At 64.9% G+C, this 24,185-nt stretch carries 23 protein-coding genes; 13 read left to right on the forward strand and 10 right to left on the reverse strand.

What is annotated here, in order from left to right; genetic code table 11:
- Positions 1-218 precede the first annotated feature (218 nt).
- A complete protein-coding gene (locus ACPXYO_RS04160) occupies positions 219-1,676 on the reverse strand; it encodes an LCP family protein (protein ID WP_423916887.1) in 1,458 nt (485 codons plus the stop codon).
- Between the two features lie 196 nt (positions 1,677-1,872).
- Positions 1,873-3,312 (reverse strand): D-alanyl-D-alanine carboxypeptidase family protein, encoded by a 1,440-nt coding sequence (locus tag ACPXYO_RS04165; RefSeq protein WP_423916889.1) that lies wholly within the window; start codon positions 3,310-3,312, stop codon positions 1,873-1,875.
- 173 nt (positions 3,313-3,485) lie between these two features.
- Here ACPXYO_RS04165 and ACPXYO_RS04170 point away from each other — a divergent pair, with 173 nt between their 5' ends.
- Positions 3,486-4,013, forward strand: a complete 528-nt coding sequence (locus ACPXYO_RS04170; RefSeq protein ID WP_423916891.1) for a hypothetical protein — start codon at positions 3,486-3,488, stop codon at positions 4,011-4,013.
- On the opposite strand, the gene ACPXYO_RS04175 is transcribed toward ACPXYO_RS04170, so the two are convergent.
- Complete coding sequence (locus tag ACPXYO_RS04175) at positions 4,005-4,406, reverse strand: hypothetical protein (protein WP_423916893.1); 402 nt, start codon at positions 4,404-4,406, stop codon at positions 4,005-4,007. The two genes, ACPXYO_RS04170 and ACPXYO_RS04175, sit on opposite strands and share 9 nt — an antisense overlap.
- A gap of 169 nt (positions 4,407-4,575) precedes the next feature.
- Here ACPXYO_RS04175 and ACPXYO_RS04180 point away from each other — a divergent pair, with 169 nt between their 5' ends.
- Positions 4,576-4,992, forward strand: a complete 417-nt coding sequence (locus ACPXYO_RS04180) for an RbsD/FucU family protein (protein ID WP_423916895.1) — start codon at positions 4,576-4,578, stop codon at positions 4,990-4,992.
- Between the two features lie 64 nt (positions 4,993-5,056).
- On the opposite strand, the gene ACPXYO_RS04185 is transcribed toward ACPXYO_RS04180, so the two are convergent.
- Complete coding sequence (locus ACPXYO_RS04185) at positions 5,057-6,073, reverse strand: LacI family DNA-binding transcriptional regulator (RefSeq protein WP_423916897.1); 1,017 nt, start codon at positions 6,071-6,073, stop codon at positions 5,057-5,059.
- Positions 6,074-6,652: 579 nt separating this feature from the next.
- On the opposite strand from ACPXYO_RS04185, the gene ACPXYO_RS04190 reads away from it, so the two are divergent.
- From ACPXYO_RS04190 to ACPXYO_RS04230, 9 genes are all read left to right on the forward strand, one after another.
- A complete protein-coding gene (locus ACPXYO_RS04190) occupies positions 6,653-8,080 on the forward strand; it encodes an ABC transporter substrate-binding protein (RefSeq protein WP_423916898.1) in 1,428 nt (475 codons plus the stop codon).
- 142 nt (positions 8,081-8,222) lie between these two features.
- Positions 8,223-9,077 carry a carbohydrate ABC transporter permease gene (locus ACPXYO_RS04195; protein WP_423916900.1) on the forward strand — a complete coding sequence of 285 codons (855 nt, stop codon included), beginning with the start codon at positions 8,223-8,225 and terminating at the stop codon, positions 9,075-9,077.
- The gene (locus ACPXYO_RS04200; protein WP_423916901.1) at positions 9,074-9,919 is read left to right on the forward strand and encodes a carbohydrate ABC transporter permease; all 846 of its coding nucleotides are present in this window, start codon (positions 9,074-9,076) and stop codon (positions 9,917-9,919) included. The genes ACPXYO_RS04195 and ACPXYO_RS04200 overlap by 4 nt, the downstream gene beginning before the upstream one ends.
- 97 nt (positions 9,920-10,016) lie before the next feature.
- Positions 10,017-10,202 (forward strand): hypothetical protein, encoded by a 186-nt coding sequence (locus tag ACPXYO_RS04205; protein ID WP_423916903.1) that lies wholly within the window; start codon positions 10,017-10,019, stop codon positions 10,200-10,202.
- A gap of 4 nt (positions 10,203-10,206) precedes the next feature.
- On the forward strand, positions 10,207-11,535 hold the full coding sequence (locus ACPXYO_RS04210) for a Gfo/Idh/MocA family protein (protein ID WP_423916905.1): 1,329 nt from the start codon (positions 10,207-10,209) through the stop codon (positions 11,533-11,535).
- Positions 11,536-11,626: 91 nt separating this feature from the next.
- On the forward strand, positions 11,627-12,739 hold the full coding sequence (locus ACPXYO_RS04215) for an SIS domain-containing protein (RefSeq protein ID WP_423916907.1): 1,113 nt from the start codon (positions 11,627-11,629) through the stop codon (positions 12,737-12,739).
- The gene (locus tag ACPXYO_RS04220) at positions 12,736-13,653 is read left to right on the forward strand and encodes a 2-deoxy-5-keto-D-gluconate 6-phosphate aldolase domain-containing protein (protein ID WP_423916909.1); all 918 of its coding nucleotides are present in this window, start codon (positions 12,736-12,738) and stop codon (positions 13,651-13,653) included. The genes ACPXYO_RS04215 and ACPXYO_RS04220 overlap by 4 nt, the downstream gene beginning before the upstream one ends.
- Before the next feature lie 97 nt (positions 13,654-13,750).
- Entirely contained in the window at positions 13,751-15,835 is a 2,085-nt protein-coding gene (gene nagA / locus ACPXYO_RS04225) for an N-acetylglucosamine-6-phosphate deacetylase (protein WP_423916911.1), read from the forward strand.
- 31 nt (positions 15,836-15,866) lie between these two features.
- Positions 15,867-17,162, forward strand: coding sequence for an enolase C-terminal domain-like protein (locus ACPXYO_RS04230; RefSeq protein WP_423916912.1), 1,296 nt, complete (start codon positions 15,867-15,869; stop codon positions 17,160-17,162).
- A gap of 56 nt (positions 17,163-17,218) precedes the next feature.
- Here the strand turns inward: ACPXYO_RS04230 and ACPXYO_RS04235 are convergent, their stop codons facing one another.
- Together ACPXYO_RS04235 and ACPXYO_RS04240 are read right to left on the reverse strand one after the other, a co-directional pair.
- Positions 17,219-18,052, reverse strand: a complete 834-nt coding sequence (locus tag ACPXYO_RS04235; protein ID WP_423916914.1) for an amidohydrolase family protein — start codon at positions 18,050-18,052, stop codon at positions 17,219-17,221.
- The gene (locus tag ACPXYO_RS04240) at positions 18,042-18,983 is read right to left on the reverse strand and encodes an aldo/keto reductase (RefSeq protein ID WP_423916915.1); all 942 of its coding nucleotides are present in this window, start codon (positions 18,981-18,983) and stop codon (positions 18,042-18,044) included. The genes ACPXYO_RS04235 and ACPXYO_RS04240 overlap by 11 nt, the downstream gene beginning before the upstream one ends.
- Before the next feature lie 334 nt (positions 18,984-19,317).
- On the opposite strand from ACPXYO_RS04240, the gene ACPXYO_RS04245 reads away from it, so the two are divergent.
- Positions 19,318-20,670 (forward strand): alpha-glucosidase/alpha-galactosidase, encoded by a 1,353-nt coding sequence (locus ACPXYO_RS04245; RefSeq protein WP_423916917.1) that lies wholly within the window; start codon positions 19,318-19,320, stop codon positions 20,668-20,670.
- Positions 20,671-20,792: 122 nt separating this feature from the next.
- Here ACPXYO_RS04245 and ACPXYO_RS04250 read toward each other — a convergent pair whose 3' ends face one another.
- On the reverse strand, positions 20,793-21,053 hold the full coding sequence (locus ACPXYO_RS04250; protein WP_423916919.1) for an integrase core domain-containing protein: 261 nt from the start codon (positions 21,051-21,053) through the stop codon (positions 20,793-20,795).
- Positions 21,054-21,955: 902 nt separating this feature from the next.
- On the opposite strand from ACPXYO_RS04250, the gene ACPXYO_RS04255 reads away from it, so the two are divergent.
- Positions 21,956-22,195, forward strand: coding sequence for a type II toxin-antitoxin system HicB family antitoxin (locus tag ACPXYO_RS04255; protein WP_423916921.1), 240 nt, complete (start codon positions 21,956-21,958; stop codon positions 22,193-22,195).
- 78 nt (positions 22,196-22,273) lie between these two features.
- Here ACPXYO_RS04255 and ACPXYO_RS04260 read toward each other — a convergent pair whose 3' ends face one another.
- The 3 genes from ACPXYO_RS04260 to ACPXYO_RS04270 form a co-directional block, all read right to left on the reverse strand.
- Positions 22,274-23,389, reverse strand: coding sequence for a metallophosphoesterase (locus ACPXYO_RS04260; RefSeq protein WP_423916923.1), 1,116 nt, complete (start codon positions 23,387-23,389; stop codon positions 22,274-22,276).
- A 186-nt stretch (positions 23,390-23,575) separates the two neighbouring features.
- A complete protein-coding gene (locus tag ACPXYO_RS04265; RefSeq protein WP_423916823.1) occupies positions 23,576-23,884 on the reverse strand; it encodes a type II toxin-antitoxin system PemK/MazF family toxin in 309 nt (102 codons plus the stop codon).
- Entirely contained in the window at positions 23,881-24,129 is a 249-nt protein-coding gene (locus tag ACPXYO_RS04270) for a ribbon-helix-helix domain-containing protein (protein WP_423916925.1), read from the reverse strand. The genes ACPXYO_RS04265 and ACPXYO_RS04270 overlap by 4 nt, the downstream gene beginning before the upstream one ends.
- Between the last annotated feature and the right edge of the window lie 56 nt (positions 24,130-24,185).

Here is a 24,185-nt window from a genome sequence, read left to right on the forward strand (position 1 = left end):
GTCATTGAGCGCGAATCCCGACGGCCTGTTGAGCCCCTTGACGGGCGCTGGGCGCCCCAATCGACAACCTCCAGCGGCCGCAAGCGGCTCAAGAGCCGACCGCGGACCCTGCGAGCGCCACGCGCCGCCCCCGTCCGATCAGCCGCATTGCGTGCCGGCGGTTGGAGCTGCCAGCAGCGCTTCGGCGTTCTGCTCGACGGCAATGCCAACGGCGAGGGTCATTCCGGTGCTTGACAGCTGTCAGCCAACGAGGCGTTCGCCTCCTCCGCGCTGCCCAGGAGAGCCTGAGCCACTGCGGCGCGCACCTTGGCGATCGGCGCGCTCCCGCGGGGAAACTCAGGGGGAATGAAGTTGACAGTGACGATCGTTGACGTGTCGACAGAGCGGCTAAGCGCGAGCAGCTCATCGAGGCGGTCGAGCGGAATGTCGGTTTGCACATGCCCGGAGACGATGTCGGTGAGCGAGGGGTATCTCAGGAGTATCTCCAACGGCGAATTCTGGTCGATCAAGGCTTCGACCACGCATCGCTGCCGGGTCATGCGGTGATAGTCCGAGCTGCCTCTGCGGGACCTCACGTAGCCGAGCGCGGTCAGGCCGTCGAAGTGGTGCTCGCCAGGCTCGACAACGATGTCGATGAGCGGCCCTCCCTCAGATATGGGCCTGATGCGATCGTTGATCGACTCGGTTACGTGGATGTCAATGCCGCCGAACAAGTCGATTGCCCTGACAAGCCCCTGCATGTCGATGAGCACGTAGTACTGGATCGGCAAGCCGGTCAGCTGCGCAAGCGCAGACTTGATCGCATGGCCAGACGGATCCTCGACATCGGGAAACACCTCAGGAGACCTCTGTCCTAGGCCGTAGATCGCATTCGCTATTTCCGGATAGCCGTCAGGCCAGAGTAGTGCGGCAGGTGTTCCGTCGGGGAAGGTTAGGTGCCGCCAGTTGCGCGGGACATTGAATGCGGCCGCCCCGCCAGTGTCCACATCGATGGAAACAACGATGATGGTGTCGGTTCGCACACCCACGCGGTCAAATCCGCCATCGCCACCAAGCAAGGCGATGGTAAGGCGCTCGGCGCCGTCCCAGGTTCGCGGCAGCGCGGTGTCCGTCGGCGCCGCAATCACCAGCGGTGATGGATCCGGAGCTTGCGGCGTTTCGGGAACGACGGCTGCTGCCGGAGGAACCGTCACGACCGCAGCCGGACTCGGTGTGGCCGCCGGGGTTTCGGCCGCAGCGAAGACTCGTGACAGCAGGTGCAGCTGTGCCGCGGCGTAGCGTACGACCAACAGGTGCGGCACCAAGACAATCGCGAACAGCACGACAACTCTGGCCACCGACCAGACTCGGCGGGCGCCTTGGTCCTTCAACAGTCGCATCCGCGAGACGGTCATGTAGACGTCGACGGCAACCGCGATGCGGACAATGAGCAGCACCACGGCACCGGCGATGACAAGCCGGAGCCGAAATGGACTCACGCCCCAGATCAGCAGGGTCGTCGCGCTGCGCGTGGACACATACGCCAGCACAGCCGCCATTGCCCCGACCGAGGTGATGATGAGCGCATACGCGCGGCGGTTGTTGTATCCGAAATGACCGAATCCGGGCAGGATCGCCGAGAGCGTCGCTGCTGTCAGCGGATGACGACCTCGGAACTCTCTCCGCGGGTTGACCACAGGACCTCACCGATGAAGGCAGAAGTCCGACGACTCCTCTCGCAGCGACCATACCGGTCTCGGCCCGGTGCACCGGGCAAAGGAGTCACACGCCAGCCTGTCCCCGCTTGCAGCAGTGTCGCCAGCAGCATCGACGACGGAATTGCCGCAGCGGTGCATGCGATCGGCGTTCCGCCGTCCGCCGAACAACGATGACTCAGCGGCCATTGGTAGACCAGTGCCACGGCTCGAGGACGAAGTTGTACAGGCCGAAGTGGTGTGCGTTGGCCAAGAGCCATTCGAAACAGGAGACCCCGGGGCGCATGGAGGCACCGCTGGTGCCGCATGTGAAGTCGACGGCGCGCCCGCTCTCATGCATCGACGATCTCGGCTTGCTGACAGGCGGCGTGCACTCGTTTGACTCCATGAGGGACAACTGCAGCCAGTACCGGTCCGAATCGGGCGGGGGCAGCGGGCAGTATTGGCGTCGCAGCCGGATCTGAGTAAGGGTGGATCGCCAGCCCCAGCCTTTCAGCTTGATGCCGTCAGCGGACGCTGCGTCGAGCAGAGCGCGCAGCGAGTCTGCCAGGCAAGGAGCCACTCTGAATCCTGCGACGACGACCGCTTCCGAGAACGGGAGCACCGGTGACTGCTGATCGCAGGCCCGGTACGGCGTCAGCGCAGGCGCGTCATCGGGAAGCGGCGATCTCGGGGACGATCTGAGCGAGCCCGCTGTCATCCGGTCGAGCGTGTCGGCTAAGCCTGCTGCTGTCGCGTCGGACATCGCCTCGACGAGATGTCGCTCCCAGAACGGCCAGGCTGGCGGTCCGATGCCGAGTTCGTCGTACTGCTCGGCAAGCGCAGCGGAGGCGCGGCAACCTCGCACGGCCGCGTTGCGGGTCACCGACCGCAGTTCGACGACGCGGTCCCCTCGGTGCCATTCTCCGTAGCCGATACGGGTAATCTCTGGAACGTCAGCGCTGACTGCTGCCACTACCCAAAGCGCTGTCACGCCGCACGGGTGCGGATGCGACGCAGTACGCAGCCGCATGACAGCGGCGGCGTTGCGGGCTGCCTCGGCCAGCATGGGGTGGACGCCCGCCGGCCTCCACACATCGATCTCAAACGCGGCGTTGAGATAGTCGAACCCATTCACGGCGGTGCCGCGGGTGCGGCTGTCCGCCAGCATTTCCAAGGCGCCGTCGGTCGCCGGCTCGAAGTGCGGAACCAGCCAAAGCAGCAGGGCCGGACACTGTTGCGGACCACGGCCGATGGGGCAGTCCGTATCGCGTGCCAGCAAGCGCGTAACGTGCTGATGCCACGCGTCGGCTGCCACGAGTTCACGGCGGCTGGCGAGCGTTACCAGGCGCGACAATTCCGAGGCGTCGGCTTCGCCGACATTGCCCGACGGCGGTCGGTAACCCACCAACAGACCGTCGAGGTTCGGCTCGTGCTTGAGATCGGTGACCCAGTAGGCAACGCCGATGTCGACTGCTGCGCGCCGGAATGCTTCGCGGATCGCGTTGTCGCGGAACAGCTCCGGAGCGCTGCCCGCCGACCTCAAAGAGCCGTCAAGCAGCACGTCGCCGGGATACGACAGGTTGCGAACGACCGGGCTTCGATATGGGCCAGCGACAGCGCCTGCCGGCAGCGGCATCACTACTATGAGAGCGGCGAGCACCACAGATGCCACTCGGGCCGATTGTCGTCGAGTCGATCTGCGGCTCACAGCCGCAAGCTATGCGCTGCCGAGCGACAATCAGCGTGTTGCAAGGCCAGGCAGCCAACGTCACGCAGAGGACTCCGATGCCGAAGCTACGATCCCCGAGAGTGCGACGAACCACCGCGACCAGCGCTCGCGCAGCGCCCGCCACGCGCGATCGATCCGCTGGCGCGGACATCGAACTCCGGCGACTGCCCGACGACACGAACCGCCGACGCCCGTCCTTTGTGGCACTCGGGTCGGTGCTCGCGATCGGCGTGGGCGTCGGCTGGCTCGCGGCAGCACAGTGGGGGCCGTGGCCAAGGCCCGCCGCACATCCCCAAGTCAGCACTGTCGCCGATCTCGAGTTGGCACCGGCTGCTCAGCCGGAGCCGTTGCCGTTTTCGCGCCCACTGGCCTTGATACAGCAAGACGGCATGTACCTAGTCGGCACCGACTTGACACCTGGCCGCTACGTCGCCACCGGTACCGGGTCCGTCTGCTACTACGCGGCCGTCACCGATCTCAGCGGATCGCTCAACGCCGTGGTCACCACCCACTTTGGCGATGCGTGGGGCAGGCGAGTTGAGCTAAATGACGGCGAGTACTTCGAGACCGACGCCTGCGGAACCTGGCAGTTGGAAGCCTCACCCTGAGTCCCGCTGATAAACCGCACGGCTCCACCGCCGTAGCTGCTGCACGGCAAGACCCTCCCGAGTCGGGGGCAGAGTCTGGCTGTCGCTCTCGGGGACGAGGAGCCGTCCGAAGATTTCGGTGTGGTGGTTGCCGGTGCGTTTGGCGTGGGCGAGCATCGCTCGTGCGAGCTGGAGGAGCTGGAAGCCGAGGGCTTGGTAGCGGTTGTTGTCTCGGGACTTGGTGATGCACCGTTTGTCGCGGAGCCTTTCTTTGTGGTCGCGGTTGCCTGATTCGCAGTCTTCGCGGCATCCGAAGACGATGTCGAAGTGCGGATCGGATTCGGCTATCGACGAGACGCTGCCGGGACGCAGCGTGGGGTCTTCGGCGTCGAGTTCTTCGAGTGGTGTGTCCATGCGCATGGTGATCGACGCGCCTCGCTGCCAGGCGGGGACGATGGGGTGGTGGGTCCGTCGGGAGCAAGCGATGGCACAGGTTGAACCGCGCTAGTGAACGACACCGGTTCGTTTGCGGCTCCTGTGCGACACGTTCTATAGTTTGAGTAATCGATTACTAAGGAGTCAAATGATCATCGGTGTTGACCCGCGGCTGTCCCCGGAACTGCTCATGGCCTTGGCTGGGATGGGGCACGGGGACGTGGCAGCCATTGTAGATCGCAACTTCCCCGCGGGCTCCTTGGGTCCGCCGGTCGTCCGGCTTGTGGGATGTTCTACACCGGAAGCGCTTGAGGCCGTAGTCTCGGCAATTCCGGTGGATATCGACGATCTGCCCAGCGCCATGTTAATGGCCGCACCACGCGGCGAGGTCGAAGTTCATGCTGAGTGCAGAGCCGTTCTCAGACGCGCCGGGGTAGCCGATGAGCACGTCGTGGGACTCAAGCGGCACGATTTCTACGATTACGCCAGGTCCGCCGTTGTCATCGTGCAGACAGGTGAGTCGCGTCCCTATGGGAACGCGACGATTCGCAAGGGTGTCCTCTGAGCCGATTGGCGGCGAACCGTGCCGCTCAGTTGCGAGGCCCGTTGAGGGGACACGCGGACCCAAGTCAGGAGCCCACCTCGCGACAGCTGCTGGCCCGCACAATTAGTTCGGGTTCCAAGATGTGGCGGACGACCTCGTCCGCTTTTCGATCCTTAACGCTCTCTCTACGCAGCAGAATATCGGCTGCAGCCTCGCCGAGTTCATAGGCAGGTTGCCGCACAACGGTAATTGATGGATCGACCAGCGTCGTCCACAGATCGTCATCGAATGTAGCGAACCCCAACTCATCTGGGATGGAGAGGCCGAGGTCGCGCACCGAAGCGTAAGCTCCCACTGCCATCTGTCCGTTTGCGACGAACAATGCATCCGCAGGTTGATCCGCCGTGACAAGCGCCGTTGCTGCTGCGTAACCGCTGGGGGCGAAGAAATCGCCGGTCGCGACGAGGTCATCAGTCGCGCCGATCCCATAGTCGACGAGCGCTGAGCAGTAGCCCGCTCGACGCTGTTGAGCCGTGCTGATGTCCGACGGACCGGCTATGAACCCGATACGCCGGTAGCCATTCTCCAACAGGTGAGTCACCGCCAAGTGGGCCCCGAGGTGGTTGTCGACCAGCACTGCATCGATCTCGGGGTAAGTAGCCGAGACACGGTCAACCAGCACGACTGGCATCTCGTCTTGGAGCACGTCCAACTCGGTCGCGGTCATCGATGCTGCCGCGATGACAAGTCCACCGAACTGGTAGTCGAGCGCTGTCTGGATGTACTGGCGCTCTCGTTCGAGATCCTCGCCCGTGTTGCACAGCATGAGCAGCTTGTCGTTCAGCAAAGCTTGTCCTTCGAGCCCGTGCAGGAGCGACGCGAAGAAAGGAGCCTCGATGTCAGATGCCAGGAAGCCCCAGATAGGCGTCCGTTTGCGTCGCAGCGCGCGGCCGAGCGGGTTCGCCCGATAGCCGAGCCGGTCAATGGCCTCGTTCACGCGAGCTGCCAACGCCACATCCACGCGGCCGTTGTTGTTTATTACTCGGGACACTGTGGCCGTCGATAATCGAGCCTCAGCCGCCACGTCGCGGATTGTCGCCATGGTCGTGAACAATAGGCGATGGCCAATCGGCGACTGAGGGGATGAGCTCGGGGCCGTTGTCCAAGCTTAGGTGCGCTGGAGCGCCTCGGTGTGTGACGAGGCGCTCCACAGTGGCGACGCCGCCGCCAGCGCCGATGCTGTGGTCGGCTTCGACAGCGAGGGCCTCGCGTGTGCGCTAGTCAACCACGTTGAGCAGCTTGATGCGGCGCCGATCCAATGTCTCGTCGGGAACAGAAGTCCAGCGCCCACACATCGTTGGGACCCTTGGGCGCGCGGCCGTGCGGCGTTGCCGACTGAGAGGCGGCGCCTGGCCTTGCGCTGAGAAGGCCGCTGAAGGCGTTCGTTGCGCCAGATGCGGCGTGTGAGCTTGGGGGTTGGTGACCAGCCCCTCACGGTGAGCCCTCGCATGAGCCTTGCGCCACCGGAGCCATGCATGGCAACCAGCGAGGTCCCTTGGCTGTTCACGCATCTCGGCCTCAGCGCGACACGGCGAGGCTCAAATCGCCACTTGACAGACCGTTGAGGTTGTGTTGTAAGATCGAGTGTTCGAGTAATCGATTACTCGAAGGGGGATTCTCAATGTCCAAGTCCAATATCATCGTCCGACTCTTTGGGGTGTTTCTTCTGTTGGCCTTGATAGCCGGGGCATGTGGCGACGACGAGGGCGCTGCACCCGCGGTCGACGACGGTGCTGCACCTGCGGCCGACGACACTGCTGCGCCCGCGGTCGACGACGGTGCTGCGCCCGCGGTCGACGACGGTGCTGCGCCCGCGGTCGACGACGGTGCTGCGCCCGCGGCCGACGACGGTGCTGCGCCCGCGGAAGAGTTCGATCTGGAGGTGCTTGTCTTTGAAACGCCGGCGCTTACTCCCGAGTTCTGGGACGCCACATTGGCCGCAGCTGCAGCACCCATTGACGGGCTGAATGTCGTCAAACTCGTGACTCCGGATCTCGACAGGACGGCCTACGCAAAGCAACTCCAGGCCTCGGGCCAGCTCCCCGATGTTCTGGCCGCACTGAACGTCAATGACTTCGTGGAGGCCGGCCTGCTGGTCCCATTCCGCGACGACTACCTCAACGAGCACTACCTCTTCCCGGATGCCACGAAGATCGACGGCAACGCCTGGCAGACGCCATCGGGTGGCCAGATCATCACCATGGTCTTCTACAACGAGAGCGTCTTTGCTGAGCTTGGTCTAGACGTCCCGACCACCTACGCCGAGTTCCTCGATGTTGCGAAGGCAACCAAGGATGCAGGGCTCGTGCCCATCTCCTACGCCGGAGCGGAGCCTTGGTCTGCTTCGCTAACGCTCTCCACGATCATGGCAGTCGACGTGCTGGGCCAGGACCCCGATTGGGTCATCAAGCGCACAGCCGGCGAGGTGTCGTTCTCCAATGACAATGTTGTGGCCGCGGCCAATAAGTGGAAGCAGTTCGTCGATGAGGGCCTACTTGATGCCGGAGCGCTCGGCGTCAACTACGATGGTGCCACCAACGCCTTCCTCGACGGGGAGGCAGCGATGTACATGATGGGTTCGTGGTGGCTGGGTGCGGCCGGGCAAGCTGACTTCCCTGTGGGTGTATTCCCGTTCCCAACCGACAGCGGGGATGTGGTCGTCCCGCTTCACGTCGGCGGTAACTTGTCGGTCTCGGCTCTGGCCGAGGACGTCGACAGAGCGATGCAATTCGCGCAGAACTGGCACACCGACCCTGAGGTGTCGCGTTTCTTGATTGAGTCTGACGGCTTGTTCGTGTATGTGAAGGGACAGGGAGCGCCCGATCTTGGTGCTGACGTGCTGCCCATTTACAACGAGGCCTTCGCCTGGACCACGGACACGAGCAACACCGTCGTGCCCCCATTCGCTTGGACCGTCAATGACCGGATGCTCATGCCCCCGGGCTTCAACGATGAGTTCTACGCGGCAGCGCAGAACATCTTCCTCGGTGACGACGTCGTCGACGAGATGGCCCGACTCGACGAAGCCTTCGACGCCGCGAACCGCTAGATCAGGCCTCCTAATGGACGTGCGGCAATTCTCTTCGACCTGTGGTGCGAGGTGCGGCAGGCCGAAGAGTTTCTCCTGAGGGAGGTGAAGGTCTTCCTTGCATCGATTGATCCATCGTCGGAGCGGAGGGCGCCGGTTTACGATGCTCGAGGTTGCGGCCTCCGGAGGCCTGCTGCTGTTCACGACGTTTGTTCTCATACCTCTGGCAATTAGCTTCTATATCGGGTTCACCGACCAGAATCCGCTGCTCAAGGACGCCAACTTCGTCGGCCTCGACAACTATCGCGAATTGTTCGGCGACGAGCCGCTGCACCGGGCTCTCAAGAACACGGCGAAGCTGACAATCGCCGTCACAATCGGCGCAAATGTGGGTGGATTGGCCTTGGCTGTCCTTTTGGATGGGACGTCGCGCTACTATCGTGTCCTCCGTACGCTGGTTTTCATACCTCAAGTCTTGAGTGCAGTCGTGGTGAGTTTCGTCTTCGTCACGATCCTGTCCAACCGTGGGATCCTGAACTCGGTGCTTGAGTCCATCGGATTGGAGCGCCTGGCCGAGCCATGGTTGGGCAAGCCGAACTTGGCGCTCTGGTCGATTGCGGCGGTGGTTATCTGGCAGATGATCGGCTTTACTACCGTGGTTTACCTAGCGGCTCTGCAGTCGGTACCGGATGAGCTATTGGACGCCGCTCGGATCGACGGCGCAGGAGCGTGGAAGCGCTTCTCCAAGATCTCGTTTCCGCTCATGGGGCAAGGCGTGACCATCGCAGTGACGATCGTCCTCATCACCACACTCCGACTGTATGACCACGTAGCCGTGCTGACCGGTGGGGGTCCAGGTTTCCGGACGGAAACCGCAGTGTTCTACCTCCTGCGCATGGGGTTCACAAACAACCGGACCGGCTACGCGTCATCTATCGCGTTTGTGCTCTTGTTGATCATCGGTTCTGTGTCCGCAATCGTGATCGGTCTGATGCGACGTCGTGAGGTCCAGCTGTGAGCAGGACCCGCGAGACAACACTGACGCGTCGGACGCGCTTGCTGCTCGCTGGCATCTCCGTCGCAGCATTCTCGCTTCCGCTCTACATAGCCGTCGTGAATGTCCTCAAGATCAACACGCAGATCTCGCGCCGACCCCTCGCTTTGCCGAACCCCGTCACCACGCAGAATTTGGTCGATGGCCTGACTCGCTCTGACAATCTGTTGTGGATCGGGTTGCGGAACAGCATGATAATTTCGACTGCCACCGTCATCATCATCGTCCCCATCGCCGCCACGGTCGCCTACTGGGTAGTGCGGCGCCGGAACAGAATCACAAAGATCGCTCTCATAGTGCTGATGTCGGGCATGATGATCCCCCCTCACGTGGTTTTCATCCCCGCAGTCGAGGTGCTGGAATTTCTCGGTATCGCTCGAACGTTTCCCGGGCTGGTGCTGTTCAACGTCGGGGGAGGCTTTCTGTCATTCGCCGTGTTCGTCTACGTCGGCTTCATGTCGACACTCCCCAAGAATCTCGATGAGGCTGCTCTCGTTGACGGCGCTACGCCGATGCAGACGCTGGTGTACGTCATCTTTCCACTGCTGCGCCCGGCGACTGCGACTGTCGCTATTTTTATCGGTTTGTGGACCTGGAACGACCTAGTGACGCCGCTGTTCATCCTGGGACCCAGCCAGGGCATAACAATCACCTCAGGGATCTTTGTGGCTCTGGGCCAGTACAACAACGACTATGGGCAGATGTTCGCGATCATGTTTTTGGCCTCTATACCGATTCTCATCTACTATCTATTGTTGCAGAAACAGTTTGCTAGCGGCCTGCTATCCGGCAGTTCGAAGGGTTGACTGATAGCCAATTACGGACGGTGTCCTCAGTGAGATCATCAACGTTCATCGTTTCGAACCTGCTGGGTTCTGGAACGAGTTCATCTGGTCGCTGGTGGTGGCCAACAACAACGAGCGGCGGGTGCTCAGCGTCGGGATTCGCTACTTCGTGACCCAGTACCAGGTGGACTGGGGCCTGACCATGGCCGCGGCCACGGTGTCGATCGTGCCGCTTGTCGTCATGTTGGCGTTGGGGCAAAAGCACCTCATCCGCGGCATCACCCTCACGGACATGAAGGGATGAGCCCATGAGCACGACGGTGAACCAAGGTCTGAAGCTGGCGGTGATCGGGGCCGGAACGAGGGGTTACACCTACGCCCGTCTGGCCGCCGAGCGCGGCGCCGAGGTCGTGGCCGTCGCCGAGCCCGACGTCCGCAAGCAGCGGCGGCTCCTCAGCTCGTTCGGGTCGGCCGGGGCGCGGCAAGCGTCGAGTTGGGACGCCCTCGAGCTGGACGCCGGTGAGGTCGACGGCGTGATTGTGGCGACGATGGACGACATGCACGTCGAGCCGACCCTGCGGTTCGCTCGGCTGGGAGTGCCCATGTTGCTCGAGAAGCCGATCGCGCGGTCATGGCAGGACTGCTGTCGGCTCCGGGCCGGACTCGGCGATGCCGCCCCGCCCATCCTGGTGGCCCACGTGCTGCGGTATGCGCCATACACACGGCTGCTGCGCTCGCTGATCGCCGACGGCGCCATAGGCGACATAGTCAACGTTCTGCATCTCGAGCCGGTCGGGTTCTGGCACTTCGCCCACTCGTTCGTCCGGGGCAACTGGCACTCCACCGCCACGGCCGCTGACTTCATGGTGGCCAAGGCGTGCCATGACGTGGATTGGATCATGCACCTGATCGACTCCGAGTGCGTGGCGGTGTCATCGTTCGCCAGCCTCACCCACTTCCGGCCTGAATCGAGGCCGACCGGTGCTGCCGAGCGCTGTATTGACTGCTCGGTGGACTGTGTCTACGACGCTCGGAGGATCTACCTGGACGCGGCCCTCGCGGGAGACTTCTCGTGGCCCGTCGAGGCCATCGTGGCCGACCCGACGGTCGCATCGGTCAGGGACGCATTGGAGAACAGCCGGTATGGCCGGTGCGTCTACCTCGGCGACAACGACGTGGCTGACACCCAGGTGGCGTCACTGTTGTTCGCGGGCGGTCAGACCGCCACGATCACCCTCAGCGCGTTCACCGAGTTGCGCAGCAGGCACACGATCATCTCGGGCACCCAAGCGGAGGCCACTGTGACCGCCGCGGGGGTCGAGCTCTACTCGTTTTCTGATCGGCGCCGCCGGTTCTGGGCTGCCGATGGTGCCGAGCGCGCAGGCCTGAGCGCCAGCCACGCCGGCGGCGACCGCGCCCTCGTGCACCGGTACCTGGACGAGATCGGTGAGCCTACGAAGGCAGGACGGCAAGCGTTCGGGGAGGCCCTGCGCACCCACCGCGTGGCCTTCGCCACCGAAGAGGCCCGTCGCCACAGCACAGTGGTCGATCCCCGCGATTTGCCGGAGCAGGTTCCAGACGAAGCCTCGTCCCAATCTCTTCTATTGGGCGCTGACCGAACGGGGAGCCGCCCATGAAGGGCGCACGTCAGCGTTCGATCCAGAACCTGCTGCGGCTGGCGGTCGCCGGCGTTGCCGTCGCGCACCCGAGCGCACCATCGGGCACGGCGTGACCGAGCCGCAGACCCAGGCCGCCAGTCACGGCGCCGGGTCTGCGACCTCTGCGGAGATCGCTTCCCAGCCTGGCCTTTGGCCTCGAGCCGTCGAGGTCGGGGTGTCCGCAACTGCGTTGCAGCACGAGCTGACTCGGGGGCCGACCCTGTACATCGGTTGTGGATCTACGGCTCACCTCGCCCGGGCGTTGGCCTTCGCCCACCGTCGGAGTTTGCCGACGTTCGCGTGGTCCGAGGCGGCCTCGGAGATCTGGCTTGCATCGGACCCGCAGTCACCCCGCGCCCATACGGTGGTCGCCGTCTCCAGGTCGGGCGAGACCACCGAGACGATCGAAGCGTGCCGGCGAGCCGGCAGGCTGGGCTCGACGCTGATGGCCGTGACTGCAAGCCCCCACAGTCCGCTGAGCGAGGTGTGCACCGAATCCGTCGTTGTCGACTTCGCCTCGGAGGAGTCGGTGGTGCAGACGAGATCGTTCACCAGCATGCTCCTGGCCTCCCTGGCCGCGCAGCTCACCGCGGCCGGCAGCAACGCCGCGGCCGTCTTCGAGGGGATCAGCGAGATGGGTGAGGAAGTCATCAACGCGGCCCCGGACATGACCGAGCAGCTTGCTGATGTATCGCTCGAGTCGGTGTTCGTGCTCGGTAGTGGATTGAACGGGCAGCTGGCGCCTGAGGCCGCGCTGAAGATCAAGGAGATGTCGGCCACGTTCGCCGAAGGGTTCCCCGTCCTGGACTTCCGCCACGGACCGATCTCGCTCGCGGACCAGCGCACCGCCGCCCTCGTCCTGTGCGGCACCAGCCTCGCCCATGAACTCGCCGTGGCAGCCGACATCGAGGCCTGCGGAGCCCGGGTGTTCACGGTGGGCCCGGACCCGCGCTGCAGCATCGAGACTCCTCGCGGCGCCTCGGAAGTATCGACTGCGGTGGCCTGCCTGATCGTGTCCCAGCTCGCCGGTCTGCGGCGCGGCCTGGCCAAGGGCCTGGACCCGGACGCCCCGCTCGGGGTTCACGCCCATGTGGAACTGAATCCCACGACGGGACAGACCCCTCTGGGCGAAGACACCCGCCAGGGTACGGGTGTCCTTGCAGACACATATGAGCAGCAATGATCAAACTCGTGCATCAGCGTCCGGTGTACATGGTGGCGTTCGACCATCGCCGCAGCCACCGGCGTGCTCTGAGCGTCATCGGAGCCAATACTGGGCCGGCACACCTCAGTGAGCTGAAGCAGATCGTCTGGCAGGGCCTGAAGACGGCGCTGCCAGACGTTGCCGAGGACGCCGACGTTGCCGTACTCATCGACCGCGGCAACGAGCGCATCGGACGTGAAGCCGACTCGGCCGGCGTCCGGGTCGCCCTCGCCCTGGAGGAGTCAGGAGGCGACACGCTCCGCCCCGACGCGGCAGCCGCCGTCCTGCGTCGGGAGCTGCTCGCGCTCCGAGGAGGGTTCGGGAAGGTGCTGATGCGATGGCATCCCGGCGATCTCGATACCAGGAAGCGGCGGCAACTGGTTGCGCTGCGCGATATCCACGACGTCATCTCAGACTCCGGCGCTGAACTCCTGTTGGAGCTGCTGATCCACCCCAGGCCGCACGACGGGCTGGACGACTCGTCGTCGCGGCTGCACACGGACGGCGTGCTTGCGGGCCTCCAGCGGGCGGCCGCGGAGGAGATCCTGAGCTCGGGGATCTCGCCCGCGTTGTGGAAGATGGAGGGCCATTCCAACGCGCAGGAGGCTGCCCGCCTGGATGCGCTCGTGGCATCGGCCCGCCCGGACACGGGGATTCTCATCTTGGGGGGAGGATCCGACATCGGCAGGCTGCGGCAGGCGTTTTCCTGCCGAGACGGCAATGAGCACTATCGGGGTTTCGCCGTCGGTCGCTCCATCTGGCAGGAGCCAATCCTGGCGCTGTGCAACCGCGAGACCGCCCAGACCGAGGCTGAAGCAAGGATCGGTGACAACTTCCTCGCTGTCGTCGACGCCTTCGAGTCGGCTGACCGAGCCCGGGTGGGGCAATGCTGAAGGGCGTCGTCCCGTCGAAGGGGTCGTCCCCCGGGTCGCGATCACAACACGTTGTCGAGGAACGCACCGGGGGCCGAGCGACATGCGCCTAGCCGCCATGTTGCCGAACGGACGGGGTGGGCTCTACTGCGGCCGCATCGTCGTCGCCTCCGGCCGCATCGTCGAGGTGGGTCCGCTGCCCGGCAGCGGCCCGGATGGCGACGCGGATCTGGACTTCACCCCCCACGTGGCCCTGCCCGGATTCGTCGACCTGCAACTGAACGGTGCCTTCGGCCACGACATCACGACCGACCCCTCGAAGATGTGGTCGATCGGCGAGCGGCTCCTGAGCCATGGCGTGACCGCATTCCTACCCACGGTCATAACCTCACCCCCGCAGCAGCGGCAAGCCGCCTATGACGCGATCAGATCCCGGCCGGCCGGGTATCGGGGCGCGATGCCGCTCGGCCTGCACATCGAGGGGCCCGAGCTCGCGCCCGACTACGCGGGCGCCCATCCGCGCACCGAACTCGTAAGCGGCTCTGAAGAACTCTCAGTCGAGTTCCTCCGCGAGGCGGATGTAGTGGCTCTTGTGACCATCGCCCCCGAGGTGGAGGGTGCATCGAACTCGATCGCGCGGCTGGTCGAGGCGGGGATCGCTGTTTCGCTCGGACACACAGGCGCAACTGCGGCACAGGCGTCCGCCGCGCTCGACGCGGGAGCGTCGGGATTAACCCATGTTTTCAACGGGATGGGGCCGCTGCATCACCGTGAGGTGGGCGCGGCTGGTGCTGGGCTACTGCACTCCCAGGCCTATGTCTCGCTTATCGCCGATGATCATCACCTCAGCGAGGAAGCCATCCAGATCGCTTGGCGCCTGGCCGGACCCGGCCGCATCTTCCTGGTGACCGACGCGATGGCCGGCATGGGCGCGCCGGCTGGTACCTACCGCATCGGAAGCGAGATCGTCGAGTGCGGTGAAGCGGCCCGTAACGGCGATGGAAGCCTCGCCGGCTCGTTGCTCACGATGCCAGAGGCGGTCCGGCAGGTGCAGAGAGTCACCGGCGCCACATGGGATGAGCTGGCCGCGGTCGCATCGACGAACCCCGCCGATCTACTCGGCGACACCGAACGCGGCCGCCTCTCACCAGGCCGCCGGGCCGATATCGCCATCGTGGACGCGCAGCTTCATCCGGTAGCCACCATGCTCGAAGGAAGGATCGCATACCGCCGGACCGAGCGCATCAATGTCCCCCAATCCCCATCGCCAAACACAAGCTTTGAATCCGAAGCGCTCTCATCTGCCGCCATCGGCGTCGACATCGGCGGCACCGCCTTCAAGGCAGCGGTCTACGACGGCACGGGGCTGGGCCGAGTGCTGCGGGGACGCACAGGGCCCGACAAGCCGGCTGCTGCGATCCTGGCAGCCATCCGTGAAGCGATCGACGAACTCGTGTGCACCGCGGAGGGTGCCGACGTCCGTGGAGTCGGGATTGGTTGTGCGGGCATCGTGGACGGTCCATCCGGCGTCGTGATTGAAGCGACGAATCTGGGGTGGCGCGATATCGACGTGTCCGCCGCGGTGGGGCGGGGTCTTGGGCTGCCAATCGTGCTGGACCATGACGCCTACCTCGGGGCCCGAGCCGAGTGGGAAACAGGCCGCGGCGTGGGCGCTGCGTCGATGTTGTACGTGTCTGTCGGAACGGGCGTGGCTTCGCGCCACTTCACTGTCGCTGGCACCGAGCGCGGCGGCTCGCAACTGGCAGGCGAGATGGGATTCGTACCGGTCGGCAGCGACAGCCGCCCCCTCGAGCGGGTGGCATCCGGGCGAGCCATCAGCGATGCCTACCGTCGAGAGACGGGACAAGCCCTCGGCGTCCCGCAGATCGTGGCCTCATTGTCCGAGGATCCCGTCGCGGCGCGGGTCTGGTCCACCGCCATGGACGCGCTGGCCCACGGCCTCGCCACAGCCGTGTGTTTCAGCGATCCAGAGATAGTGGTCTTAGGAGGTGGGCTTTCCAAAGCAGGCCGACATCTCCTAGAGGCTGTAGGTCCGCGGCTTGAGGCTCTCCTAGCGCCATTGCGGCCGCCGCCTCCGGTCGCCCTCGCTGCCCACGGAGATCTCAGCGGAGTGGTCGGAGCTGCGCTGCACGCCGGTCTCTGGACCAACCGATCAACACAGGGCTTGCATTCCCGGCTCTAGAGCCGAGCGGGTTCAGAGAGGTTCGAGTGCGATGACCACTATCAGAGCCGCCGCGGTGATTGACTTGCGGTTTCCGACCAGCGGGACACTCGACGGCTCCGATGCCATGAACCCCGACCCTGACTACTCCGCCGCCTACCTGGAGCTGTCGACGTCGGATCCGGATCTGACCGGCTGCGGCTTCGTGTTCACCATCGGGCGCGGCAACGACATCCAGGCCGCCGCGCTGGCCGCGGTCGCTGACCGCCTGGTGGGCAGAAGTCTGGACGAGCTGCTGGAGGATCCCGGCGCGATCAACCGGGAACTCACCTGGGACAGCCAGCTGCGGTGGCTGGGTCCCGACAAGGGCGTGATTCACATGGCAGTGGGCGCGGTCATGAACGCAGTCTGGGACCTGCGCTCCAAGCGCGAACGACGTCCGCTGTGGGCCACGCTGGGCCACCTAGAGCCAGCCGAGGTCGTTGCTCTAGTTGATTGGACCTACCTGGCGGACTTCCTGGACCCGGCACACGCCCGGGAGATGCTTGAGGAGCGCCGCAGCGAGCGCGACAGCCGCATCGCTGATCTGCACCGTGACGGCCTCGCCGCGTACACAACCTCTCCAGGCTGGCTGGGCTATGACGACAACAAGCTCGACCGGCTGTGCCGGCAAGCCCTCGATGACGGTTTCAACACCATCAAGCTCAAGGTCGGTGCCGACCTCGCCAGCGACCGGAGGCGGCTCGGCATCGCCCGCTGCGCCATCGGGTCTGACACCGCTCTGGCCATAGACGCCAACCAGCGTTGGAGCGTCCCCGAAGCCATCGCCGCCATCGACCAGCTCGCGCAATTCGATCTGCGCTGGGTCGAGGAGCCCACCCATCCCGACGACCTTGTCGGCCATGCCGCCATCGCCAAGGCCGTGCACCCGGTGCCCATCGCCACCGGCGAGCACCTCGCCAACCCCACGATGGCCAAACAGCTGCTGCAACTTGGGGGCGCCCAGATCCTGCAGATCGACGCGACCAGAGTTGCCGGCGTTCACGACCTGGTCGCCATGATCCTGCTAGCTGCCCACGCAGAAGTCGACGTAATTCCCCACGCCGGGGGCGTCGGCCTGTGCGTGGCCGTCCAGCGCTTCGCCTTCTTCAACGCCGTCAACGTCGCCGCCGACCCGTCTCGACTGGCGCTCGAATACGTAGACCACCTCCACGAGCACATGGCCCAGCCTGTGGAGGTCACAGCGGGCTGCTACCGGCTGCCCACCCAGCCCGGTGCGGGAACCGCCTTCCGTCCCGCCACAGCAGACTCCTTCGGGTACCCGGAGGGCGCACATTGGCGGGAATGACCGGCGCGACCGCTCAACTTCTCATGCATCTCCCAATGGACGGACGGACCCGGCTGCTACGTGAGGCTGTACCACTCGCGGGCAGTGCCCTCGAATAGCTGGCTTCGCTCGTGGTCGCTCAGTCCTGTCGTCATAGCGTCAGCGGAGTCGGTGACTTCGTGGTAGGTGGCGGCGAGCAGGCAGACGGGCCAGTCCGAGCCGAACATCGTCCTGTCGGGACCGAAGCACTCCAGTACGACATCGGAGACGAGCGTGAGGTCCGTTGGGGTCCAGGCCGCCCAGTCGGCTTCTGTGACTAGGCCGGAGAGTTTGCATGCAACGTGCTCGAAGCCGGCGAGGGTCCGGATGGATCGGGTCCAGTTCGTGAGGTCTGAGCCGATGGGCGGCTTCGCGCAGTGGTCCAGCACGAGGCGAGTGGCGTCGTGTGTGGCTTGGGCCAAGTTGATGGCGGAGGCGAGTTGGTGGGGCTTGACGAGCAGGTCGTACGTGAGCCCGCGGCGGCCGAGAGCGCGCACCGATTCCACAACTGGATTGGTGCTCAGCCAGTTCGGGTCGGCCTCGGACTCGGCCTGGTGGCGGACTCCGACAAGGAGCTCGTCGCCGTGGGAGGGGGCAAGCTCGTCGAGTTGGCGGTTCACGTCATTGTGGAGGTCTAGCCACCCCACCACCCCCGCGATCAGCGGGTCGGCGGCGGCCACCGACAGCATCTCGAGGGTCTCGTCGATGATGGGCTCGGTTTGAACCACGATGGAGGCTTGTACTGGGGTGCCTTCGATGGCGGCTCGCAGATCCCCAGTGTCGAAGGGGCGGTTGATGGGCCAACTCTGGTCCATCCAGGTCTGAGGCCGCACCGACGGATCCCATAGATGGTGATGGGCGTCAATCCACATCGTCTGCCCCTTCGATGATCTCGTCGAGCGCGGTCCACAGGTCATCGGGCAGACCGGCGTGGGTGTAGGACCAGTTCTCGGCGGCCTCAGCTTGGCTGCGGGCCCCGAGCAGCACAGTGCCTACGGCTGGATGGCGGATGACGAACTGGACCGCGGCCGCGGCAAGCGGCACGCCGAAGTCGTCACACGCCGCTTGGAGTTGGCGGGCCCGCGACACGATCTCTGCTGAGGCGACTGCGTAGTCGAAGTGGGGATTGGTCTCGACGGCGGCGAGTATTCCGGAGTTGTAGACGCCTGCAGCTATCACATGGACCCCTCGGGCCATGGCGGCGCTGAAGAGTGCCCGATCAGCGGATCGGTCCAGCAGCGTGTAGCGGCCCGCGATGAGCACCGCGTCGATGTCGGTGTCGGTCACGAACTGGGTAGGGAGCTTGGGTTCGTTCATTCCCACGCCCACTGCTCCGATCACACCCTCATCACGTAGGCGTTCCAGAGCCGGGTAGGCCTCGTCCAGGGCCTGGCGGGCGTGACGGTCGGGGTCGTGGATGAACACGACATCGATGTAGGAGCGGCCCAGTCGCTTCAGGCTCGCCTCCAAAGACCGGCGTACCCCGTCAGCGGAGAAGTCCCACATGGTCGCGCCGCTGCCACCGGCGAACATGTCGCCTGCGGGCCTCGGCGCGATCTCATCAATGATGCGACCTACCTTGGTAGACACCGCCATTTGAGCCCCGCAGCCTTCCAGTCCGCGGCCGAGGGCCCGCTCGGCCGCGCCGTAGCCATAGAGGGGCGCGGTGTCGAAGTACCGGTAGCCGATCTCCACCGCCTCCGCTACCGCAGCGGCGGCGTCGATTGGCGAGACTCGGGCGTAGAGCCCTCCAAGCGGCGCAGTACCGAGACCGACAGCAGGCAGAAGCGGGGTTCCACCCATAGGGGACCCTGATTCTATCGTCACCCCCAAGCGGTGGTCGGATCGACCGGGGCGCGGGAACCGCCTTCCGTCCTGCCACTGCAGACTTCTACGCGTATCCGGCGAGCGCACATTGGCAAGAATCACTGGCGCGACCGCTTGACCTCTAATGGATCTTCTAGTGGACGGACGACGCGGAGCCACATCTCTGTCTCGTGGTCTGCTGGGGTGGGCGACATCCGTCGGCTAGATTCAGTGCCGATCTACAAGATTGGGTTATCCACAGGCCGAATCTTTTAACGGAAGTTCTAACGGACGATCCGTTCAGGAGCAGCCTTCTTCGAGGAGGAGCGAAGTGGTAGCGGTCGCGTTCATCGGAGCGGGAAGCACGGTGTTCGCCCGCGGCCTCGTCTGTGATCTGCTCGCCTTCGACGATCTGCGTGACGAGCTCGACTTGCGTCTTCACGACATCGACGAGCGCAGGCTTGCGACGTCGGAGACTGTGGCCCTGCGACTGGTTCAGGCACGGGGCGCCGCGGCGCGCGTCAGGGCGACGACGGACCTGGACGCAGCCCTTGAGGGTGCCGACTACGTGGTCACGATGTTCCAGGTTGGCGGATACGAGCCGGCCACAGTCATCGACTTCGATCTGCCAGAGGGCTACGGACTGCAGCAGACGATCGCCGACACGGTCGGCATTGGCGGCATCATGCGGGGCCTGCGGACCGTCCCGGCCCTCGTGGAGGTGGCTGAGGCGATGAAGAGGCGGTGCCCCGCCGCCGTTCTTCTCAACTACGCGAATCCAATGGCCATCAACCTGTGGGGACTGGCCGAGTTCTGCGAGGTGGAGGTCTACGGACTGTGTCACAGCGTGCCCCAAACCGCCGCCCACTTGGCCTCGGACCTCGGAATCGTCGTAGAGGAACTCGACTACGTCGTGGCCGGCATCAACCACATGGCCTTCTTCCTCCGCCTCGAGCATCGCGGCCGCGACCTCTATCCGGAACTCAAGCGTCTGTACCCGGACCCCGCCGACGCCCCCAGGCGCGGCGAGTGGGGCCTTCCCGACGCGGTCCGGTACGAGATGTTGCGCCGCGTCGGCTATTTCGTGACGGAGTCGAGCGAGCACTTCGCGGAGTACACCCCGTACTTCCTCAGGAACCACCGTCCTGATCTGGCCGAGCGTTTCCAGGTTCCCGTACGCGAGTACATACGGCGGTGCAAACTGCAGATCGCGGGATGGGATGAGTTGAGGGGCCGCCTCGAGGATCCCTCCAGCTCCGTGGAGGTTCCCGGTAGCGACGAGTTCGCGCCCCGGATCATCCACAGCCTCGAGACCGGAACTGAGCGCACGGTGTACGTCAACGTCCGGAACGACGGCCTGATCGAGAACCTTCCTAGCGAGTGCATCGTCGAAGTTCCGGCGACGGTGAGCAGTGAGGGCCTCTCACCGACCGCTGTGGGGCGCCTGCCGGCGCATCTGGCGGCGCTGATCAGGACGAACATCGCAGCCCAGGAGTTGACCGTCGAGGCGCTGAAGTCTGGGCGTCGCGAGTGCGTGTACCACGCGGCCATGCTCGATCCCCGGACCGCCAGCGAACTCGACCTTGACCAGATCTGGTCTCTGGTGGACGATCTGATCGAGGCGCACGGCGACATGATTCCTGAGCCGTTGCGGCGCTCCTGTCCCGGAGCTGGCGCACCATGACCGTCGCCCACCTATCGGAGCCGGTGCAGTCGTCACGGCCACTCCGGCCGCAGGCGCGTCGGTTCAGGCTGCGCGATGGCTGGCCATCGGCGTGTGGGTGCCCGAAACCCTGTCGTGGCTGGTCAGGCGGCTTTTCGATGTTCGTTGACTAGTCCGCCGCAGCGTGTCGCTCGGACAATTCGAAGCTGCTGTCCGTTGGCGTTCGGCGGTTGCGTCGGCGCTGGGGGCCGTTGATCGAGCGAGCGGTGGGGCCGGTGGATGTTGTAGTGGTCGATGTGGTCGATCACGAGCCGCTGGAGCTGGCGTTGGTTCCAGATGATGGTGCGGTCGAGGAGCTCGCGTCGCACGGTGCCGATCCAGCGCTCGGCGAAGGCGTTGGCCATGGGTGCCCGGACCGGGGTCTTGAGAATCTTGAGGCCCTCGGTTCGGAAGATCTCGTCGAAGGCGTCGATGGATTGGCTGCCACGGTCACGGACGAGTGCTCGGGCATCGGCGAGTCGTTCGTTCTGGCGCAGGTACAGGTTGCGGGCTGCTTGGGTAGTCCAGGCGCCGGTTGGGTTGGTGGTGATGCCGGCGGAGCACCGTCAGTTGGTGGCCCAACACGATGATCTCGAGATCCTTGGAACGGCCCGAGCGCACGGCCAGACCGGCCAGCGCCGCGAGGAAGCGGCAAAGAATGCGAGACACGAGGCACGAGAATCGCAGCACATCGTGCCTGGTCAGCACTCACGTCCGAATATCGGGCACCCACAAGCATGCGCTGATCGAGCTTCGGACCCGACTGCGTCGTAGGGATCGACCGCTTCGGCCGGGACCTACCTCTGGCATTCGCTAACGGCAAGCGCCTCGATCTCACCAAGGAGCTGCCAGCTGTCGCTGGCATGCTGCACTGGACTCGCGGCGGTAAGTCCACGCGTTCCGCATTGGCATGACCTCAGCGTGTCCCAGCGGATCCAACCAGCACTGCGAACTGCAACCGAAATGTCCTCTGACCTGCGGTTATGGTGTCATTGTGATGCCAACCGGCTCGGATTTCGTTGCGCTGACGGCCCACCCGCGTTCCGGATTTTGGCGATTAGCGTTCCGCGGACTGCAAACGAACGTTCAAGTGCAGGCCTCTGACCTGCACTTATAGCCGCCAGTCGCAATGCGAGCACGTCCCACGAGGGCAATTCGCACACGTCCCCGAGAGGACGGCTGTCCGAAGTCTGCCCCTTTCGCAGCAGAGTTCGGCACGCCGTGGCGCTCGCGGCATCCTCGCCGAAGCTGACAAGATGGTTGAACCATGAAACCTGACGTGACCACCTTGGGACATCGCGTCGAAGTTGTGCAATCTGGCGAGTGGTGGGCGATAACGGTTCCTTCGCTTCGGGGCGTCTTCTCGCAAGCGAGACACCTCGACGAGGTGCCGGCGGCCGCTTGCGAGGCGATCGCCCTGATGCTCGATGTTGATCCTGCCGACGTGGGGCCGATCGACGTGTGTGTGCAGCGGCAGCAGGGTGGGGCTGAGCTTCTGGCCGGGTAGGGCCGTCGCCGGCAGCGCCGCCAGCATCGCGTCGTGGTTGCGGGCCTTCTCGGCGGGCCGGCAGACGATCGCCGGAGATCACCCGAGATCACCGGCGGCGCTCACGAGGTCGATGATCCCGATCGAGGGGCGCACGCCGAATCGGAGCTGCGGGGCGTTGCCGCGCTCGCGGCCCACGCCGGTCGACACGTAGATCGGTGTCCCGTCCAGCTCATGCAGCCCGCCTGCGGCGACGTGCCTCGGCACGCTCGACAACGTCAGCGGCGGGCCGAGGATCGGCAACGAGACCTGCCCGCCGTGGGTGTGGCCGGCTACCAGAAGATCGACAGGCGTCGCTTGCACCAACTCGATGGCGTCCGGCTTGTGCCCGAGGAGGATCCGCACTCCGGCTTGCCCGTTGCCCGCGAGCCGCTTTGCCATCCGCCGAGCCGCCGCGTCGTCGCCGAAGAGCGTCGTGCCGCCGATGCTCACCGAGACGCCCTTGAGCTCGAACGTGTCGATCTCGTTGTCGAGCACCCTCGCGCCGGTGCGGGCGGTGATCCGGCGGAGGCCCGCGACGGTGTCGGTGTTGCCGCTCACCAGGTACACGAGCGGCACATCGTCGACAATCCGCCTGATCAGCTGTGTGAATTGCGGTGCTCGCTCGTCCAGCAATTCGGCATCGAACTGGTACAGGTCGCCGGGCACCAGGACGATGTCGGGCGCGAAGCCGAGCAGACGTTCGGTCGCATCGCGCTCGTAGTCGCCGACCGCGGTGGTCTGCAGATCAGCCAGCACGCCGATCCGGATCCGTTCATCGACGTCGTCGACCGCAAGCCCCACGGCGTCCACCCTCAACCAGAAGGGCTCCACATAGGTCGCGTAGACGCCGACCGGGACGGCGGCCACGGCGATGACGCAGGCGGCGGTGATTGCCCGTGGGCGCGGGCGGGCCCAAAGCCGCACGATGCCGCCCGCCAGCGGCACCCCCACGGTCCCAACGACATAGGCGACATGGATCAGCGTGAACCCGTCCGCACCGGTGATGAGCAGCGCCCCGACGCTCAACACGGCCGTGCCCACCAATCCCACGCCCGCAGCACGCCCGACAACCCGTCCGCTGCGCAGGCCTGCACGCAGCCACCGCACCGAGAAGATCCCCGAGGCGGCCCCCACGGCCACAGCGACCGCAACGCAGTAGTAGTTCAAGAGCACCGGCTGCACGACCCCGAATCAGCAGAGTGTCACAGATGTGTCGCACCGACCAGCCGGAGCCGGGGGACGAGGTGAAGGCGGAACGTCGCTTTCGAAGGTCTTCGGGCTGCGCTGACGAGAGTGATCGGCGAGGCCGCTGAAGGATGCCGTGTCGTCCCTCATCCACGACGTGGCTCACCTAGAGGGTCAGCAGTCGGCGAGCGCTTCCAGGGCGCTGCATATCTCGACGTAGCGCCATCCGACGCTTCCGATGCGCTCGGTGAGGAACGACTTGTTGATCGGTTGCAGGTTGTCGAACGACGCTGCGCACTCGTCGCTCAGTCCCTCTGCGGGTCCGAGCTGGATCTCTGTGGGAATTGAGCGCACCGTGCGCGTGACCGGAGCGACGATGATCCACCTCAGCACTGCGATGGCATCTGTCCGGGTCACTACCAAGACCGGCCGTCGTTTGTCCTCGGCTTCTGCCCACCAGATGTCGCCTCGTGCGGGCGTCACCACGGCTCATCGGCGATCATTGCCGCCGTGGCTGCGTCGGACCATCCGACGTCGTGTTCGGTCTGCGGATGGCGGAGGTAACCGTCCACGATGACCTTGCCGATCCGCCGTCTGCGGTGCTCATCAACCAGCGATGTGAGTCCACGCCGCACCGCGTCGGAGCGAGACTCGAATTCGCCGGCAGCGACGAGGTCGTCAACTTGGGCGGCAAGATCGTCATCGATGCGCGTAACGAGTTGCGTCATGCAAAAAGCATAGTATTTTGCAATGCGCCGCTGAGCAGCTGTCTTGGACGGCCGGA

The organism is Candidatus Poriferisodalis sp. (assembly GCF_965237655.1).
Classification (GTDB): domain Bacteria; phylum Actinomycetota; class Acidimicrobiia; order Acidimicrobiales; family Poriferisodalaceae; genus Poriferisodalis.

Coding starts and splice junctions, on each gene's coding strand:
- ACPXYO_RS04180 (WP_423916895.1), top strand. CDS start 4,576: ATGATCATCGGTGTTGACCCGCGGCTGTCCCCGGAACTGCTCATGGCC.
- ACPXYO_RS04195 (WP_423916900.1), top strand. CDS start 8,223: ATGCTCGAGGTTGCGGCCTCCGGAGGCCTGCTGCTGTTCACGACGTTT.
- ACPXYO_RS04250 (WP_423916919.1), bottom strand. CDS start 21,053: ATGGCCAACGCCTTCGCCGAGCGCTGGATCGGCACCGTGCGACGCGAG.
- ACPXYO_RS04210 (WP_423916905.1), top strand. CDS start 10,207: ATGAGCACGACGGTGAACCAAGGTCTGAAGCTGGCGGTGATCGGGGCC.
- nagA (WP_423916911.1), top strand. CDS start 13,751: ATGTTGCCGAACGGACGGGGTGGGCTCTACTGCGGCCGCATCGTCGTC.
- ACPXYO_RS04190 (WP_423916898.1), top strand. CDS start 6,653: ATGTCCAAGTCCAATATCATCGTCCGACTCTTTGGGGTGTTTCTTCTG.
- ACPXYO_RS04235 (WP_423916914.1), bottom strand. CDS start 18,052: ATGTGGATTGACGCCCATCACCATCTATGGGATCCGTCGGTGCGGCCT.
- ACPXYO_RS04240 (WP_423916915.1), bottom strand. CDS start 18,983: ATGGGTGGAACCCCGCTTCTGCCTGCTGTCGGTCTCGGTACTGCGCCG.
- ACPXYO_RS04255 (WP_423916921.1), top strand. CDS start 21,956: ATGAAACCTGACGTGACCACCTTGGGACATCGCGTCGAAGTTGTGCAA.
- ACPXYO_RS04270 (WP_423916925.1), bottom strand. CDS start 24,129: ATGACGCAACTCGTTACGCGCATCGATGACGATCTTGCCGCCCAAGTT.
- ACPXYO_RS04220 (WP_423916909.1), top strand. CDS start 12,736: ATGATCAAACTCGTGCATCAGCGTCCGGTGTACATGGTGGCGTTCGAC.
- ACPXYO_RS04165 (WP_423916889.1), bottom strand. CDS start 3,312: ATGCCGCTGCCGGCAGGCGCTGTCGCTGGCCCATATCGAAGCCCGGTC.
- ACPXYO_RS04175 (WP_423916893.1), bottom strand. CDS start 4,406: ATGGACACACCACTCGAAGAACTCGACGCCGAAGACCCCACGCTGCGT.
- ACPXYO_RS04185 (WP_423916897.1), bottom strand. CDS start 6,073: ATGGCGACAATCCGCGACGTGGCGGCTGAGGCTCGATTATCGACGGCC.
- ACPXYO_RS04230 (WP_423916912.1), top strand. CDS start 15,867: ATGACCACTATCAGAGCCGCCGCGGTGATTGACTTGCGGTTTCCGACC.